The organism is Pseudomonas sp. WC2 (genome assembly GCF_050586545.1).
Lineage (GTDB): Bacteria > Pseudomonadota > Gammaproteobacteria > Pseudomonadales > Pseudomonadaceae > Aquipseudomonas.
Map to the genome: position 1 here is coordinate 89,315 of NZ_JBOBDR010000016.1, position 16,406 is coordinate 105,720.

Annotated in this window: 13 protein-coding genes; 5 read left to right on the forward strand and 8 right to left on the reverse strand. The window is 60.2% G+C overall.

All coding sequences use genetic code 11. The annotated features are described in order from the left end of the window. From ACQ4OE_RS19875 to edd, 8 genes are all read right to left on the reverse strand, one after another. A complete protein-coding gene (locus tag ACQ4OE_RS19875; RefSeq protein WP_008082809.1) occupies positions 1-846 on the reverse strand; it encodes a carbohydrate ABC transporter permease in 846 nt (281 codons plus the stop codon). Next, on the reverse strand, positions 839-1,747 hold the full coding sequence (locus tag ACQ4OE_RS19880) for a carbohydrate ABC transporter permease (RefSeq protein WP_008082808.1): 909 nt from the start codon (positions 1,745-1,747) through the stop codon (positions 839-841). Before ACQ4OE_RS19880 ends, ACQ4OE_RS19875 begins: the two co-directional genes overlap by 8 nt. Before the next feature lie 154 nt (positions 1,748-1,901). Further along, on the reverse strand, positions 1,902-3,203 hold the full coding sequence (locus tag ACQ4OE_RS19885) for an ABC transporter substrate-binding protein (RefSeq protein WP_122589538.1): 1,302 nt from the start codon (positions 3,201-3,203) through the stop codon (positions 1,902-1,904). Positions 3,204-3,333: 130 nt separating this feature from the next. Next, entirely contained in the window at positions 3,334-4,593 is a 1,260-nt protein-coding gene (locus tag ACQ4OE_RS19890; protein ID WP_430947644.1) for an AGE family epimerase/isomerase, read from the reverse strand. A 205-nt stretch (positions 4,594-4,798) separates the two neighbouring features. After that, entirely contained in the window at positions 4,799-6,268 is a 1,470-nt protein-coding gene (locus ACQ4OE_RS19895; protein WP_122589542.1) for an ATP-binding protein, read from the reverse strand. Then, positions 6,258-6,989, reverse strand: a complete 732-nt coding sequence (locus tag ACQ4OE_RS19900) for a response regulator (RefSeq protein WP_025112821.1) — start codon at positions 6,987-6,989, stop codon at positions 6,258-6,260. The genes ACQ4OE_RS19895 and ACQ4OE_RS19900 overlap by 11 nt, the downstream gene beginning before the upstream one ends. Positions 6,990-7,164: 175 nt before the next feature. Continuing rightward, on the reverse strand, positions 7,165-8,118 hold the full coding sequence (locus tag ACQ4OE_RS19905) for a glucokinase (RefSeq protein ID WP_430947645.1): 954 nt from the start codon (positions 8,116-8,118) through the stop codon (positions 7,165-7,167). Beyond that, the gene (gene edd, locus ACQ4OE_RS19910) at positions 8,115-9,941 is read right to left on the reverse strand and encodes a phosphogluconate dehydratase (protein WP_430947646.1); all 1,827 of its coding nucleotides are present in this window, start codon (positions 9,939-9,941) and stop codon (positions 8,115-8,117) included. The genes ACQ4OE_RS19905 and edd overlap by 4 nt, the downstream gene beginning before the upstream one ends. Before the next feature lie 220 nt (positions 9,942-10,161). Here edd and gap point away from each other — a divergent pair, with 220 nt between their 5' ends. The 5 genes from gap (at position 10,162) to ACQ4OE_RS19935 (ending at position 16,387) form a co-directional block, all read left to right on the forward strand. Next, entirely contained in the window at positions 10,162-11,163 is a 1,002-nt protein-coding gene (gap, locus tag ACQ4OE_RS19915; RefSeq protein WP_122589546.1) for a type I glyceraldehyde-3-phosphate dehydrogenase, read from the forward strand. A 198-nt stretch (positions 11,164-11,361) separates the two neighbouring features. Continuing rightward, positions 11,362-11,889: an RNA polymerase sigma factor gene (locus ACQ4OE_RS19920; RefSeq protein ID WP_127929500.1), complete on the forward strand. Its 528-nt coding sequence runs from the start codon at positions 11,362-11,364 to the stop codon at positions 11,887-11,889. A 101-nt stretch (positions 11,890-11,990) separates the two neighbouring features. Then, the gene (locus ACQ4OE_RS19925) at positions 11,991-12,956 is read left to right on the forward strand and encodes a FecR family protein (protein ID WP_430947647.1); all 966 of its coding nucleotides are present in this window, start codon (positions 11,991-11,993) and stop codon (positions 12,954-12,956) included. A 122-nt stretch (positions 12,957-13,078) separates the two neighbouring features. Beyond that, on the forward strand, positions 13,079-15,664 hold the full coding sequence (locus ACQ4OE_RS19930; protein ID WP_430947648.1) for a TonB-dependent receptor: 2,586 nt from the start codon (positions 13,079-13,081) through the stop codon (positions 15,662-15,664). Between the two features lie 114 nt (positions 15,665-15,778). Beyond that, on the forward strand, positions 15,779-16,387 hold the full coding sequence (locus ACQ4OE_RS19935; protein WP_430947649.1) for a biliverdin-producing heme oxygenase: 609 nt from the start codon (positions 15,779-15,781) through the stop codon (positions 16,385-16,387). Positions 16,388-16,406: the final 19 nt, after the last annotated feature.

Consider the following 16,406-nt stretch of genomic DNA (forward strand, 5'->3'; position numbering starts at 1 on the left):
TTACCCCTTGACTGCGCCGGCCGTCAGCCCGCGCACGAAATACTTGCCTGCGACCACATAGACCAGCAGGGTCGGCAGGCCGGCGATCATCGCCGCTGCCATATCAACGTTGTATTCCTTGGCGCCGGTGCTGGTGTTGACCAGATTGTTCAGCGCCACCGTAATCGGTTGCGAATCACCGCTGGAGAACACCACGCCGAACAGGAAGTCGTTCCAGATCTGGGTGAACTGCCAGATCAGGCAGACCATGATGATCGGCGTCGACATCGGCAGAATGATGCGGCGGAAAATCGTGAAGAAACCCGCGCCGTCGAGGCGTGCGGCTTTCACCAGCGCATCCGGAATGCTCACGTAGTAGTTACGGAAGAACAGCGTGGTGAACGCCAGACCGTAAACCACGTGGATGAAGACCAGACCGGTGGTGGTGCTCGCCAGGCCCATTTTGCCGAGGGTGAACGAGGCCGGCAGCAGCACGGTCTGGAACGGCAGGAAGCAGCCGAACAACAGCAGGCCGAAGAACAACTGCGAACCGCGAAAGCGCCAGAACGACAGCACATAGCCGTTCAACGCGCCGATACCGGTGGAGATGATCACAGCCGGAACAGTGATCTTGATCGAGTTCCAGAAGTACCCGTCAACCGTGGCCCAGGCCTTGACCCAGCCGATGCCGCTGACCACGGTCGGCCAGCTCAGCAGGTTGCCGGTGCTGATGTCTTCCGGGGTCTTGAAGCTGGTCAGCAACATGACCACCAGCGGCACCAGATACAGGAACACCGCGAAAATCAGCACCGCGTAGATCGCGATGCGACTCAGGCTGATAGCAGGTTTGGCAGCGAGACTAGTCATTGCGCTTGGTCCTCAGCTCGGAATACAGGTAAGGCACGATGATCGCGAGGATCGCACCGAGCATCAGAATCGCACTGGCCGAGCCCATGCCCATCTGGCCGCGACTGAAGGTGAAGGAATACATGAACATCGCTGGCAGGTCGGAGGAATAACCCGGGCCACCGGCCGTCATCGCCGCGACCAGGTCGAAGCTCTTGATCGCGATGTGCGCCAGAATCATCACGGCACTGAAGAACACCGGACGCAGGCTTGGCAGCACCACTTTCCAGTAGATCATCGGCATGCTCGCGCCATCGATCTGTGCGGCACGAATGATCGACTGATCAACGCCACGCAGGCCGGCGAGGAACATCGCCATGATGAAGCCTGAGGCTTGCCAGACAGCGGCAATCACCAGGCAGTAGACCACGCGATCGGGGTCGATCAGCCAGTCGAGACGGAAGCCTTCCCAACCCCAGTCACGCAACAATTTGTCCAGGCCCATGCCCGGGTTGAGCAGCCATTTCCATGCGGTACCGGTGACGATCATCGAGAGCGCCATCGGGTACAGGTAAATGGTGCGGATAAAGCCTTCGCGACGGATGCGCTGGTCGAGGAACACCGCCAGCAACACGCCGATCACCAAGGTGATGCCGATGAACATACCGCCGAACACCGCGAGGTTCTTGCTCGCGACCCACCAGCGATCGTTGTCGAACAACCGCGCGTATTGCGCCAGACCGGCCCACTTGTAATTAGGCAGAAACGTCGAGGTGGTGAACGACAGCACGAACGTCCACAGGATGTAGCCATAGAAGCCCACCAGCACGATGAACATGCTCGGCGCCAGCACCAGTTTCGGTAGCCAACGCTGCAATGCATCGAACGGCGAGGCCTTGCTGAACACAGCAACAGAACTCATGGGGAAATCCAGTACAGGGAATAAAAACTTACAGTGAGATCCCTTGTGGGAGCGAGCCTGCTCGCGAAAACGCTGTGTCAGTCGACGGATGTAGCAACTGACATGACGCCTTCGCGAGCAGGCTCGCTCCCACAGGGTTCGAGCCTGCTTTTAGTTATTTGGCCGACTGCACCGCTGCGCCGAGTTTCTTCGCCGCATCGGCCGGGTCAGCTTTCGGGTCGTTGATGTAGTTGGTCACGACATCAAAGAACGCGCCTTGCACGGCCAGCGTGGTCGCCATGTTGTGCGCCATGCTTGGTTGCAGGCCGCCGGACTTGGCGTCAACGAGGAAGTCTTTCGCAGCAGTCTGTGCGCAGGAGTCGAAGCCCAGCGATTCCATGTTGTTCAACATGTCGTTGCGAACCGGGATCGAACCTTTGTTGATGCTGAAGACTTTCTGGAAGTTTTCACCCAGCACGACTTTGGCGATGTCCTGCTGACCGGCCGCAGTGCCTGCGTCCTTCTGCTTGAACACGGCCAGCGAGTCGATGTTGTAGGTGAACGCTTTGTCGGTGCCCGGGAAGGCGACGCACTGGTAGTCCTTGCCAGCGATTTTCTTCGCGGCAGTCCATTCGGACTTGGCCCAGTCGCCCATGATCTGCATGCCGGCCTTGCCGTTGATGACTTTGGCCGCTTCCAGGTTCCAGTCCTGGCCTTTGCCGTCGGCGTCCATGTAGGTCGCGACTTTCTTCAGCTCGGTGAGCGCCTTGACCATTTCCGGACCGGTCAGCGCTTTGTTGTCGAGGTCGACCAGGGCTTTCTTGTAGCCATCAACGCCCATGACCGAGAGCACCACGGCTTCGAATACGGTGCTGTCCTGCCAAGGCTGACCGCCGTGAGCCAGCGGGATGAAGCCCGCCGCTTTCAGCTTGTCGCCGGCGGCGTAGAATTCTTCGAGGGTGGTCGGGGCTTTTTCGATACCGGCTTTCTTGAACACTTCCGGGTTGATCCACAGCCAGTTCACGCGGTGAATGTTCACCGGCACGGCCACGTAATCACCGTCGTACTTCACGGTATCGGAGACTTTCTTGTCGAGCAGGCTGTCCCACTTTTCCGACTTGGCGACGTCTTTCAACACGTCGGTGTCGAGCAGGCCAGTGGATGCCCATTCCTGGATGTCCGGGCCTTTGATCTGGGCAACACCAGGCGGGTTGCCGGCGACTGCGCGGCTTTTCAGCACGGTCATGGCAGTTGCACCGCCACCACCGGCGACAGCGCCGTCTTTCCAGGTGAAACCGTCTTTTTCGACTTGGGCCTTGAGTACATCAACGGCGGCTTTTTCGCCACCGGACGTCCACCAGTGCACGACTTCGACCGAACCTTTGGATTCGGCAGCGGAAACACTGAGAGGCAGAATTGCGAGCGGGAACAGGGAGGCGACAGAAATGACAGTAGCGAGGCGAGAAATCGCATTCATCTGAGATGTACCTTTCTTGTTGTTATGCATGCAAGTCTGGTGCTTGCGCTGCACAGGAGTTTAAACAGGGCGTTTCGCTTCGCAGGTAACGAAGGGACGCGCGAATGTCACTGCATGGTTACATGATCAATCACATAGCAACGCTCTGGGACAACTGCGACAAGGCAGTCGCCATGCTCGGCGACAAGGGTAGACGAGGGATCAGCACGGCTTGCCAGGCATGATACAGATCGGGCTTGCCCGGCCAGATATCGGCGCTGGGAATGTTTTGCGGATTGAGTTCGTGGTGCCAACTGCCATCGCAACGGTCAATGAAATTCACTTCGCAGAATTCCCAGAACAGTCGGTACCAGCTTTCGTATTGCTCATCGCCAGTGCGCTTGAGCAACGCACTCGCAGCTGCGCTGGCCTCGGCGTGCGTCCAGTGCAGACGGTGACGGACGACAGCTTTGTTGCTCCAGTCGAGGGTGTAGACGATGCCCGGCAAACCATCGACGTCCCAGCCGTGACGGCAGTTGTTCTCGAAGAGTTGCTGCGCGTCGGTGGCGAGCCAGCCCGGCGTAAGCATGCCGGCCTGGACTCGCGCGGCTTCGAGGTGCAGCAACAGCCGCGCCCACTCGAAACCATGACCCGGCGTGGTGCCGTAGGGGCGGAAACCGTCAGCAGGATTGTCGTGGTTATATTCGCGCAGCGGTTGCCAGTCGCGGTCGAAGTGTTCGATGACCATGTAACCGTTGCCAGCAGCGTGACCGTGGATCACCCGTTCGACGATGCGCTGCGCGCGCACCAGCCAGCGCGGATCTTCGGTGACATCGGCCAAGGCGAGAAAGGCTTCGGTCGCATGCATGTTGCTGTTGGCGCCGCGATAGGCTTCTTCTTCGCTCCAGTCACGATTGAAGAATTCGCGCATGGCGCCCTCTTCTTCGCTCCAGAAATACGTGTCGATGATGTCAATGGCGTCATCGAGCAACGCTTGCGCGCCGGGACGCTTGGCGACCACGGCGGAACTGGCAGCCAGCGCGACGAATGCATGCAGATAGGCGTTCTTGCCGGTGTTGTCGTCGCGGTGTTCAGCGACGGCAAACCAGCCGCCGTGCAACGCATCACGCAACGGTCCGCGCAGCGCGGCGATGCCGTGATCGACCAGTTCGGCAAATCCCGGCAGGCCCTGAATGTGGGCCATGGCGAAGCTGTGGGTCATGCGCGCGGTGTTCATGGTTTCGGCTTGCGCGTTCGCTGGCAGACGGCCGCGTTCGTCGAGGTTACCGAAACCTTCAGGCAGTTTGGACGCCTTGGCGAAATCCAGCAGACGCAGGCCTTCGGCGGCGAGCCATTGCTGGTGGGCAGGGGCGTTCAGCCAACTGCTGAAGCCGGGGTGGAAAAGATCCATGGGTGGCCTTTTTTTGTTGTTATGACTGCAGGGAGTCTAAACAACGGGCCGTCGCGGGCTTGTAACGAAGGGGGCGGGTTTTGTCACTGAGCAGTGACATTCGTATTGATGCATCTCACGCCTTCGCGAGCAGGCTCGCTCCCACAAGGGCAATGCGCGCTCTGTGGGAGCGAGCCTGCTCGCGAAGAACGATGACGCGGTATCACTAATCAGCACTGCGCGGCAACTGCAGGGTCACCCGCAACCCACCCTCACGCAAATTCTGCAGCGTCACTTCCCCGCCATGGCTGTGGGCAATGTTCCGCGCAATCCCCAATCCCAAACCATACCCCTGCTGCTGCCCCGCCAACCGGAAGTGCGGCTCAAAAACCTGCTCCAACCGCTGCTCCGGCACACCCGGCCCTTCATCATCAACGTGCAAGACAAACGCGCTGTCATCGTCATCAATGTGCAGATGCGCGTTCTGTCCGTACTTCAGGGCGTTGTCGATCAAGTTGCCGATGCAGCGTTTCAACGCCAGCGGCTTGCCCGGATACGCCGCCAGCGCGCGGCCATGCTGAGTCACGCGACCGTTGCCGTTCGGCGCCAGATACGGCTCGACCAGACAATCGAGCACATGGTTGAGATCGACCGGTTCTATGTTCTCGTGGATGTCGGTGTCTTTCACGCATTGCAGCGCGCCTTTGACCAGCAGCTCCAACTCATCCAGATCCCGACCGAATTTGGCTTGCAGCTGCTCGTCTTCGAGCAGTTCGACGCGTAAGCGCAAACGGGTGATCGGCGTGCGCAGGTCGTGGGAAATCGCGCTGAACAACTGGCTGCGTTCGGTCAGGTAGCGGCTGATGCGTTCGCGCATGGTGTTGAATGCGCGGCTCACCTCGACCACTTCGCTGCCGCCGCCTTCGGCCACCGGCTGGACGTCAGCGCCCAGCGACAGATCCCGCGCCGAGCGCGCCAGACGCTTGAGCGGTCGACTCTGCCAATGCACCAGCACACCGATGAACAGCAGCAGAAAACCACTGGTGAGGACGATGAACCACACCTGCTGCGACGGCAGGCCTTGCTCTTCGAGACTGGTGTACGGCTCGGGCAACAGCGAGGCGATGTACAGCCATTCGCCCGGAGCCATTTGAATCTGCGTGACCAGCACGGGCGGGTTCACCGGTTCCAGGGTCAGCGCGTAATGCGCCCATGAACGCGGCAGTTCATCGAGTTTCAGCCCGGCGTTGAAAATCCGCAGATCCTCGGGGCTGACGAAACTCACCGAGATGTCAGTGTCATGCCCCAAGGACTGACGCAGCACTTCGTCTACCGCTTTCATCACCGCGGCTTTGCGCGGTGTCACCGGCAAAACATCCATGCCCAGCGGCTTGTCGTTGAGCGTCACCACGAATCGTGTGCCGCCCATGCTGCGCAACTGGTCGAGCACCAATGGCCGGTAAGCAACCGGCAGCGAGCGGAAATAACTGACGCTGGCGGTCATCGAATGGGCGAGGCTGCGGGCGCTGGTGACCAGACCTTCAAGCTGCGTGGCGCGCAGTTGCGAGACCCAGATCACGCTGGACAGCGTCTGTGCGAACAGCACCGCCAACAAGGTCAGCAGCAACATGCGCCCGAGCAACGAACGCGGCACTGGCACCTTGGCGGCGAGTTTGCGCAGCGACTCAGTGGCCATTGCCGGCAACCACATTGGCTGCCAGTTGGTAGCCGCTGCCGCGTACGGTGCGAATCAGCCGTGGCGGTTTTTCAGTGTCACGAAGACGCTGGCGCAAACGGCTCACGGCCATGTCGACGATGCGATCGAGCGGCATCAGATCGCGGCCACGGGTGGCGTTGCCGATGGTGTCGCGGTCGAGGATTTCCTGCGGGTGATCGAGGAATAGTTTCAGCAGGGCGAAATCGGCGCCGGAGAGAATCACTTCTTCGCCGTCAGTGTGGAACAGACGATGGCTGACCATGTCCAGGCGCCACTCATCGAAGGCCAGCACTTCACTGCCGCTGCGTTCCTGACCGAATTGCGCACGGCGCAGCAACGCCTTGATGCGCGCTTGCAGTTCGCGGGGGCTGAAGGGTTTGCCGAGGTAGTCGTCGGCGCCGAGTTCCAGACCAATCACGCGGTCGGCTTCGTCGGAGCTGGCGGTGAGCATGATGATCGGCACCTGCGCCTGGCGCGGATGCTGACGCACCCAACGGCACAAACTGAAACCGTCTTCGTCGGGCAGCATGACGTCGAGGATCACCAGATCACTCGGCGCCTCGTTGAGTGCCTGGCGAAAACTGGCGCCATCGGCTGTGGCCCGCACCTGAAACCCGGCGCGGGTCAGGTAGGTTTCCAGCAACTCGCGTATTTCCTGGTCGTCATCGACCAACAATATCGACTTGTTGACTGAGCTCACTTCGAAGGCATCCTTGTTGTTGAAATTGGGGCGGATTATGCCTGATGAACCGATCGTTCCCACGCTGATCGTTCCCACGCTCTGCGTGGGAATGCCTCTGGGGACGCTCCGCGTCCAGTGACGCGGAGCGTCACGAGCTGCATTCCCACGCGGAGCATGGGAACGATCTCACGCTTCAGCCTGCCTGTTCCAGCGCTACGCCTGCGCCCACAAGCCCAGAATACGGCGCTGTCACCAGCCACACCGGGATGCCTTTGAAATAATCGCTCATACAACCTTTGTCGGCGAAGCTGCGGGCGAAACCGCTTTCGAGGAAGAAATCGGCAAACCGTGGAATCACGCCGCCAACGATATACACCCCGCCACGTCCGCCCGTGGTCAGTACGTTGTTGCCGGCGACACGGCCGAGCCAGCAGCAGAACTGCTCCAGCACTTCCAGGGCAATCGGATCACCCGCCAGACCAGCAGCTGTGATCGATTCCGGCGTATCAAGTGTCGGCTCATGCCCATCGACCGCGCAGATCGCCCGGTAAACCCGTGGCAGACCGCCGCCGCTCAACGCGGTTTCGGCGCTGACATGGCCGATTTCATTGTGGATGTGCTGCCACAATTGCGTTTCACGCGGGCTGCTCAGCGGCAGATCGACGTGACCGCCCTCGCCCGGCAACGCCGCGAAACGCCCCTCACCGAGATCAAGCAAAGTGCCGACACCAAGGCCGGTGCCCGGGCCAATCACCACCGCCGGGCGCAACGGCTCCGGCGTGCCTTCGCAGACCACGCGGAATTCGTCCGGCTGCAAACGGGTCATGCCCAGCGCCATCGCCGAGAAATCGTTGACCAGCAACAACTGCTCGACCTGCAAGGTTTTGCAGAACGCCGTGCGGCTCAGCCGCCAGTGGTTGTTGGTGAACTTGAATTCATCGCCGCTGACCGGGCCGGCCACCGACAGGCACACCGAACCGATCGACCCCGGCGCCAGACCGAGCCCGCTCAGGTACAGGCTGATCGCCTCTTCCGGGCTGGCGTGGTCGGCGGTGGCCAAGACCTCAACCGATTCCAGTTGCTGGTTTTTCCACAACGCAAACCGCGCGTTGGTGCCTCCGATGTCACCGACCAAAGCCAGTTTCAATTAAGCGTCTCCAGGGCAGAAGTGAAGGCGCTGGCGCCCTGCTCTGCCGAGCTGAAGGCCATGCGCATAAAGCCGAACAGTTCGCGACCGCTGCCGATGTTGTTGCCCAACAGGCCTTTGGCGGGTTCGCGCGCTGCAAATTCGTCGGCGTCCACCTTAAGCTCCAAGGTGCCTTTGACGCCATCGACGCGGATGATATCGCCCTCTTGCACGCGCGCCAAAGCGCCACCGACATAAGCTTCGGGACTGACGTGGATCGCCGCCGGGATTTTCCCCGAGGCGCCGGACATCCGGCCGTCAGTCACCAACGCGACTTTGAAGCCGCGATCCTGCAGCACCCCGAGGAACGGCGTCATTTTGTGCAACTCGGGCATGCCGTTGGAACGCGGGCCCTGGAAGCGCATCACGGCGACAAAATCTTTTTCCAGCAAACCGGCCTTGAACGCGTCGGCCAGATCCTGCTGATCCTGGAACACCATCGCCGGTGCTTCGACGATCTGGTTTTCCAGCGCGACCGCAGAAACCTTCATCACACCGCGACCGAGGTTGCCCTCCATCACCCGCAGACCGCCCTCTTGGGAGAACGCACGGGCAACCGGGCGCAGGATGTTTTCGTCGAGGCTGTCGACCGGGCCTTCACGCCAGATCAATTCGCCGTTATCGAGGAACGGTTCTTTGGTGTATTTGCTCAGGCCGTGGCCGAGCACGGTGTTGACGTCTTCGTGCAGCAGACCGGCGCCGAGCAGTTCGCGGATCAGGAACGACATGCCGCCCGCAGCCTGGAAATGGTTGATGTCGGCTTTGCCGTTCGGATAGACGTGGCTCAGGGTCGGCACGACTTCGGAGAGGTCGGCCATGTCCTGCCAGGTCAGTTGAATGCCAGCGGCCATGGCGATGGCCGGCATGTGCAGGGTGTGGTTGGTCGAGCCGCCGGTGGCGTGCAGCGCAACGATCGAGTTGACCAGCGACTTCTCGTCGACGATTTCGCCGATCGGCATGAAGTTGCCGTTCTGTTTGGTCAGGCGCGTGACTTGATGCGCGGCTTCGCGGGTCAGCGCGTCACGCAGCGGCGTGTTCGGGTTGACGAAAGAGGCGCCCGGCAAGTGCAGGCCCATGACTTCCATCAGCAATTGGTTGGTGTTGGCGGTGCCGTAGAAGGTGCAGGTGCCCGGGCTGTGGTAGGACTTCATTTCCGATTCCAGCAGCTCTTCGCGGGTCGCTTTGCCTTCGGCGTACTTCTGGCGGACGTCGGCTTTTTCCTTGTTGGAAATCCCCGAAACCATCGGCCCGCCCGGGACGAAAATCGTCGGCAGGTGACCGAAGCGCAGCGAGCCCATCATCAGGCCCGGGACGATCTTGTCGCAGATGCCGAGCATCAATGCGCCGTCGAACATGTTGTGGGACAACGCCACAGCGGTCGACATGGCGATCACTTCGCGGCTCGGCAGGCTCAGTTCCATGCCCGGCTCGCCTTGGGTCACGCCATCGCACATCGCCGGCGTACCGCCGGCGAACTGGCCGACCGAGCCGATTTCGCGCAGGGCATTCTTGATTTGTTCCGGGAAAACTTCGTACGGCTGGTGCGCCGAGAGCATGTCGTTATATGAAGAAACAATCGCGATGTTCGCCGAATTCATCATCCGCAAGCTGTGCTTGTCTTCACTGCCGCAACCGGCCACGCCGTGGGCGAAGTTGGCGCATTGCAGCTTGCCGCGCATCGGCCCGTCAGTGGCGGCGCCGCGAATCAGTGCAAGGTAAGCCTGACGCGTGGCGCGGCTGCGGGCGATAAGCCGTTCGGTGACCTCAAGAACGCGGGGATGCATGTGTAGAACTCCAGGCTAACGGATGTGGCGACCTGATTGTCTATGCTGATCAAACGCCGTTGTTGTTGGAATGACAGACGGCTTTTTTGACCAATCGGACCAGTTGATTCAGGTCACTCGTTGTAGATAAAACAAAATATTGCCACTAAAAAGGCTTGTTTTCTATTTTTATGCGAATAATCTTGTAATTCCAACAACAAAACGACGGCGGCGCTGTTCCATGACTCTTCGAATCGCAATCAATGGTTTTGGCCGCATCGGCCGTAATGTCCTGCGCGCACTGTATACCCAAGGCTATCGTCAGGATTTGCAGATCGTCGCCATCAACGATCTGGGCGACAGCTCGATCAACGCTCATCTGCTCAAATATGACACCGTTCATGGCACGTTCGACGCCGAAGTGGCGCATGACAACGAAAGCCTGACCGTCAACGGCGATCGCATTGCGGTCAGTGCGATTCGCAACCCGGCCGACCTGCCATGGGCCGCGGAAAAGATCGATGTGGTATTCGAATGCACCGGTCTGTTTACCGACCGCGCCAAAGCCGCCGCGCATATTACCGCCGGCGCCCGCAAAGTGATCATCTCGGCCCCGGCCAAAGGCGCCGACGCCACCGTCGTTTACGGTGTGAACCACGACATTCTGCGCCAGTCGCATCAGATCATCTCCAACGCTTCGTGCACCACCAACTGCCTGGCGCCAGTGGCGCAGGTGCTGCACCGCGAGCTGGGCATCGAAAGCGGCTTGATGACCACGATTCACGCTTACACCAACGACCAGAACCTCACCGACGTCTATCACACCGACCCGTACCGCGCGCGTTCGGCCACGCAGAACATGATCCCGAGCAAGACCGGCGCCGCTGAAGCGGTGGGCCTGGTGCTACCGGAACTGGCGGGCAAACTGACCGGCATGGCGGTGCGGGTGCCGGTGATCAATGTGTCGCTGGTGGATTTGACCGTGCAGTTGAAGCGCGAAGCGTCGGCGGACGAAGTCAATGCGCTGCTGAAATCGGCCAGCCAGCATTCGAAGATTTTGGGTTACAACACGTTGCCGCTGGTTTCCAGCGACTTCAACCACAATCCGCTGTCGTCGATTTTCGACGCCAACCACACCAAATCCAGCGGCAAGCTGCTGAAGGTGCTGGCGTGGTATGACAACGAATGGGGCTTCTCCAACCGTATGCTGGATAACTGCCTGGCGCTGTGTAACGCGGAGTAATCCCAGGTTATACCCTGCCCCTGTGGGAGCGAGCCTGCTCGCGAATACGATGTGTCATTCAACATTTATGTTGGCTGATACACCGCTTTCGCGAGCAGGCTCGCTCCCACATTTATTTGCGCAGCTTCAAAAACAGAGCTTGACCATTCGCCTAGATGATAAGCATTATCATTCGCTCGAAATGGATCAGGTCCTCCCGTGAGTCAATCGCGCTTCAATCACGTCTTCCTCACCCAGCGCACGTCCCTGCTGCGCACGCTGGAACGGATGGTCAACAATCACAGCACCGCTGAAGACCTGTTGCAGGAGACCTACCTGCGTGTGACGCGGGCGTTGAGCGAGCGGGCCATCGATCACCTCGAACCTTTTGTCTTCCAGACCGCGCGCAATCTGGCGCTGGATCATTTGCGCGCGCGCAAGATTCACTCGCGAACCATGGTCGACGACGTGCCGCAGGATGTCGTGCACAGCGTAGCCGCCCCTGCCAGCAGTGCCGAAGACGCCGCCCACGCCGAACAAATGCTGGAGCGCCTGAATGTGAGTCTCAGCCAACTCAGCCCGCGTCAGCAGCAGATATTCATCCTCAGCCGTTTGCATGGGAACAGCTATCAGGAAATCGCTGATGAGCTGAACGTTTCCCTGAGCACCGTGCAGAAAGAATTGAAACTGATCATGACTATTTGCATCGGCGTTGCCGAACGACACGACAGCAGCGGCAAGCTGTAAGCTTCAAGCTCCAAGTAAAAACGAAAAGCAGTACACGCATCTGGCTTGCAGCTTGCAGCTTGACGCTTGAAACTGCTTCGCCAGAAGCCCGAGGAAACACCGTGACGGACACCCACCGCTCGCCTTCGCCGGATTCGGTGCAGGACGCTGCAAACGCAATGGACCAGGCACTGGACTGGCTCATCGTGCTCGGCAGCCCGGACGAGGAGCAGACCCGGCAATTCCACGCCTGGCTGGCGGCGGATCCGTTGAATGCCGAAGCGTTTGCCAAGGCCCAGGCGATCTGGGACGGCCCGCAAATTGCCGAATGCGCGCAAAACCTCGCGGCCAAACCGGCGAAAGTCACCTTCCTCAAACGCCTGCGACCGCATTGGAAACCGCTGGCGACCGCTGCGGCGCTGATCCTCGGGCTATTCAGCTTCAGTAATCTGCCGATGCGTATTCAGGCCGATCATCTGACCGTGGTTGGCGAGCGTCAGCGGCTGCAACTGGAGGACGGTTCGAAAGTCCTGCTCAACACCAATTCGGCCTTTTCCAGCACCATCAACGATCGGCAGCGTGTTGCGCGGTTGTTTCAGGGCGAGGCGTTTTTCGAGATCGCCAGCGGTCGCGGCCAGCCGCTGGAAATCGATGCCGGCCCCGTCACCGCCAGCGTGCGCGATACCGCGTTCGCCGTGCGTTTTCTCGATGGCGTAGCGCAGGTCAACGTACAGCGCGGCGATGTCGACTTGCGGGCGACGCACAACGACGCCCGTGTGCGTCTGACTGCTGGCGAAAGTATTCGCATCGGCCCGAACGGTTTCGACCGTCCGGCCAAACTCGACGCCAATACCGATCTGGCTTGGGTGCAGGGCCGCCTGGTGTTCGAGAACTGTCCGCTGAATCAGGTGCTGGCCGAACTGCGCCGCTACTATCCGGGCTGGATCATCAACAACAACGAGCAGTTGGCCGACGTCGCCGTGACCGGTAATTACCGCCTCGACCAGCCGCTCGACGTCGTTCGCTCTCTCGCTCACATCACCTCGGCGCGCCTGCAGGAATTCCCCGCGCTGGTGATTTTGAACTAAATGAGAATTATTTTTACTCGATAGCCAACGTTAGTACGTCTCGTTATAGCCAATGCAATTGATTCGCAACACGCGAAGCCAATCAGCCCCTATAAAGATTCGTGCGACACGGAGCGCTATCGATGTCCTCTCGCCTTACCCGCCAGACTGCTTCCCCTTCCCGCGTATTGTCGCTGCTGACGGCTGCCATCCTGATGGCCGGCACCGCACCGCTGATGGCTGCCACCGAGCAGCCGGCGCGCAACATGGGTGATTACTCGTTCGCCATCAGTCAGCAGCCGCTGGTGTCGGCACTCAACGCCTTCACCGCCGTGACCGGTTGGCAGGTCGGTTTGCCCGCGGAACTGGCGCAGAACGTCTCGTCGCCGGGCGTGCGCGGTTCGCTGCCACCGGAAAAAGCCCTCGAGCGTCTGTTGGTGGGGACCAACCTGAGCTTCCGCAAAATCAGCAACAACAACGTCGTGCTGGAAAAGCGCAACGCCAGCGGCACGCTTAATCTGGATCAGGTGACCATCAGCGCCACCCGCCAAGAGCAATCGGTCAACAGCGTGCCGGCGACTGTCAGCGTGCAGACCCGCCAGGATCTGGACCGCAACAACGTCAACACGATCAAGGATCTGGTGCGCTATGAGCCGGGCGTTTCCGTCGGCGGCGCCGGTCAACGTGGTGGCATCAGCGGCTACAACATTCGCGGCATCGACGGTGATCGCATCCTCACCCAGGTCGACGGCGTCGAAGTACCGGACGGTTTCTTCAACGGCCCGTACGCCAAGACCCAGCGCAACTACGTTGACCCGGAAATCGTCAAACGCGTGGAGATCCTCCGTGGCCCGGCGTCGGTGCTGTACGGCAGCAACGCCATCGGCGGCGCCGTCAGCTATTACACCCTCGATGCCGACGACATCATCAAGCCTGGCAAAGACGTCGGCGCGCGCCTGAAAACCGGTTACAGCTCAGCCGACGAGAGCTGGCTGAAATCCGCCACCGTCGCCGGTCGCGCCGACCAGTTCGACGGTTTGCTGCACTACAGCCAACGCGACGGTCACGAGACCGACTCCTACGGCAGCAACAATGGCACTGGCCTGGAGCGCACCGCCGCCAACCCGGAAGACGTCAGCGCCTACAACGTGCTGGCCAAGATCGGCTGGAACTACAACGAAGATTCGCGCCTGGGCCTGACTTACGAAAAGTACAAGGATGATCGCGACACCGATCAGAAAAGCGCTTATGGCGGCCCGTACTTCAACGGTGCCCCGACCATTCCGAACAGCGTATTGCCCGGTGGCATGTACCAGTGGCGCACCGGCAACGACACCATCACCCGTGAGCGTTTCGGCATCGAGCATTCGTTTGCCCTCGACAGCCTGCTGGTCGACAACGTGAAGTGGAGCCTCAACCACCAGATCGCCAAAACCGACCAGAGCACCGAAGAGTTCTACTACCCGATCACCCGTAAAGTGCTGCGTACCCGCGACACGATTTACGAAGAGAAGCAGTGGGTGTTCGACGCACAACTGGACAAGGCTTTCGCCATCGGTGACACCGATCACGTGCTGACTTACGGCACCACGATCAAGCAACAGAAAGTCACCGGTTCGCGCAGCGGCGACGGCAAGTGCCTCGCGGTTGGTCGCGGTTGCACGGCGATTGGCGCGACCAGCACCGCTGACGTGTTGGCCAAAGCCACCGACTTCCCCGACCCGACCATCAACACTTACAGCCTGTTCGCCCAGGATCAGATCAGCTGGAACAACTGGACCTTCCTGCCGGGTCTGCGCTACGACTACACCCAGCTCAAGCCGCACATCACGCAGGAATTCCTCAACACCGTGGCCGCCGATGGCCAGGGCACCGTCAGCGACAAGAACAAGACCTGGCACAAAGTCTCGCCAAAATTCGGCCTGACCTACGCCCTGACCGAGAACTACACCTGGTACGGTCAGTACGCCGAAGGTTTCCGCACCCCGACCGCGAAAGCGCTGTACGGCCGCTTCGAAAACGCCACCACCGGCTACAACGTCGCACCGAATCCGGACCTTGAACCGGAGAAAAGCAAAAGTTATGAAACCGGTCTGCGCGGCAACTTCGAGCAAGGCTCGTTCGACGTGGCGGTGTTCTATAACAAGTACCGCGACTTCATCAATGAAGACGCCGTCACCCCTGGCTACGATGAGCTGACCTTCCAGTCGAGCAACATCAAGCACGCCACCATCAAGGGTGCGGAAGTCAAAGGTCGTCTGAATCTCGATGCCTTCGGCGCGCCGCAAGGCCTCTATACCCAAGGCTCGATTGCCTACGCCTACGGTCGCAACAACGACACCGGCGAACCGCTCAACAGCGTCAACCCGCTGACCGGCGTGTTCGGTCTGGGTTACGACCAGGACAACTACGGCGGTTTGCTGAGCTGGACCGTAGTGAAGAAAAAGGATCGCGTCGACGACAGCAACTTCAAGTCGCCGGACGGCGTCAGCAGCCAGTTCAAAACCCCGGGCTTCGGCATTCTTGATCTGGCCGGTTATTACAAAGTCACCGATGACGTCACGGTCAGCGGCGGCATCTACAACCTGACCGACAAGAAGTACTGGCTGTGGGACGACGTGCGCGGTTACGACAGCGTCGGCGAAGCCTCGGTGACGCAGCCGGCCAACCTCGATCGCCTGACCCAACCGGGCCGCAACTTCGCGATCAACCTGATCTGGGACATCTGATCCGACTGACCTCACGGCGCGCGTTCACACGATGCGCGCCGTGAGGTTTTTTTACGCTCGGGCGCCTGCTGGTTCGTCTCGTTAGCAAGCGCTTCTTTTTCTCAAGGACTTCCCATGACCACTCAAGACACCGCACAACGCCCTGCCCTGCGTTCGCAACGCTTGAACCAGATCACCCATGAGCCGCACACAAAACTCGATGCGCTGGTGAAGGCTCACGCACCGTTCGAGACCCGCGCCAACTTCGCCCGTTTCGTGGTCGCGCAGTACCTGTTCCAGTCGGAACTGGTCGACCTCTATAACAACGCCGAATTGACTGCGATCGTTCCGGATCTGCCGGCCCGTTGCCGTGCCGAAGCGGCCAAGGCTGACCTCGCCGATCTCGACACCGAAGTGCCGGCAGCGGTCGCTGGCGCAGTGAAAAATCCGAGCAGGGCCCGCGCGCTGGGCTGGATCTTCGTCTCCGAAGGTTCGAAGCTTGGTGCTGCGTTTCTGATCAAACGCGCCGTGGCCCTGGAGCTGAGCGAAACCTTCGGCGCCCGTCACTTGGGTGAGCCGGAAGGTGGCCGTGCTGAAGGCTGGAAGAGCTTCGTGCGCACGCTTGATGCGCTGCAGTTCACTGCCGAGGAAGAGGCTGAAGTGGAGCAAGGCGCGATCGATGCGTTCAACCGCTTCACCGTGCTGCTGGAACAAGCTTACGCCACCGAAGCTGAGCCGGCCTGACACAGCACTGACTCCTTGT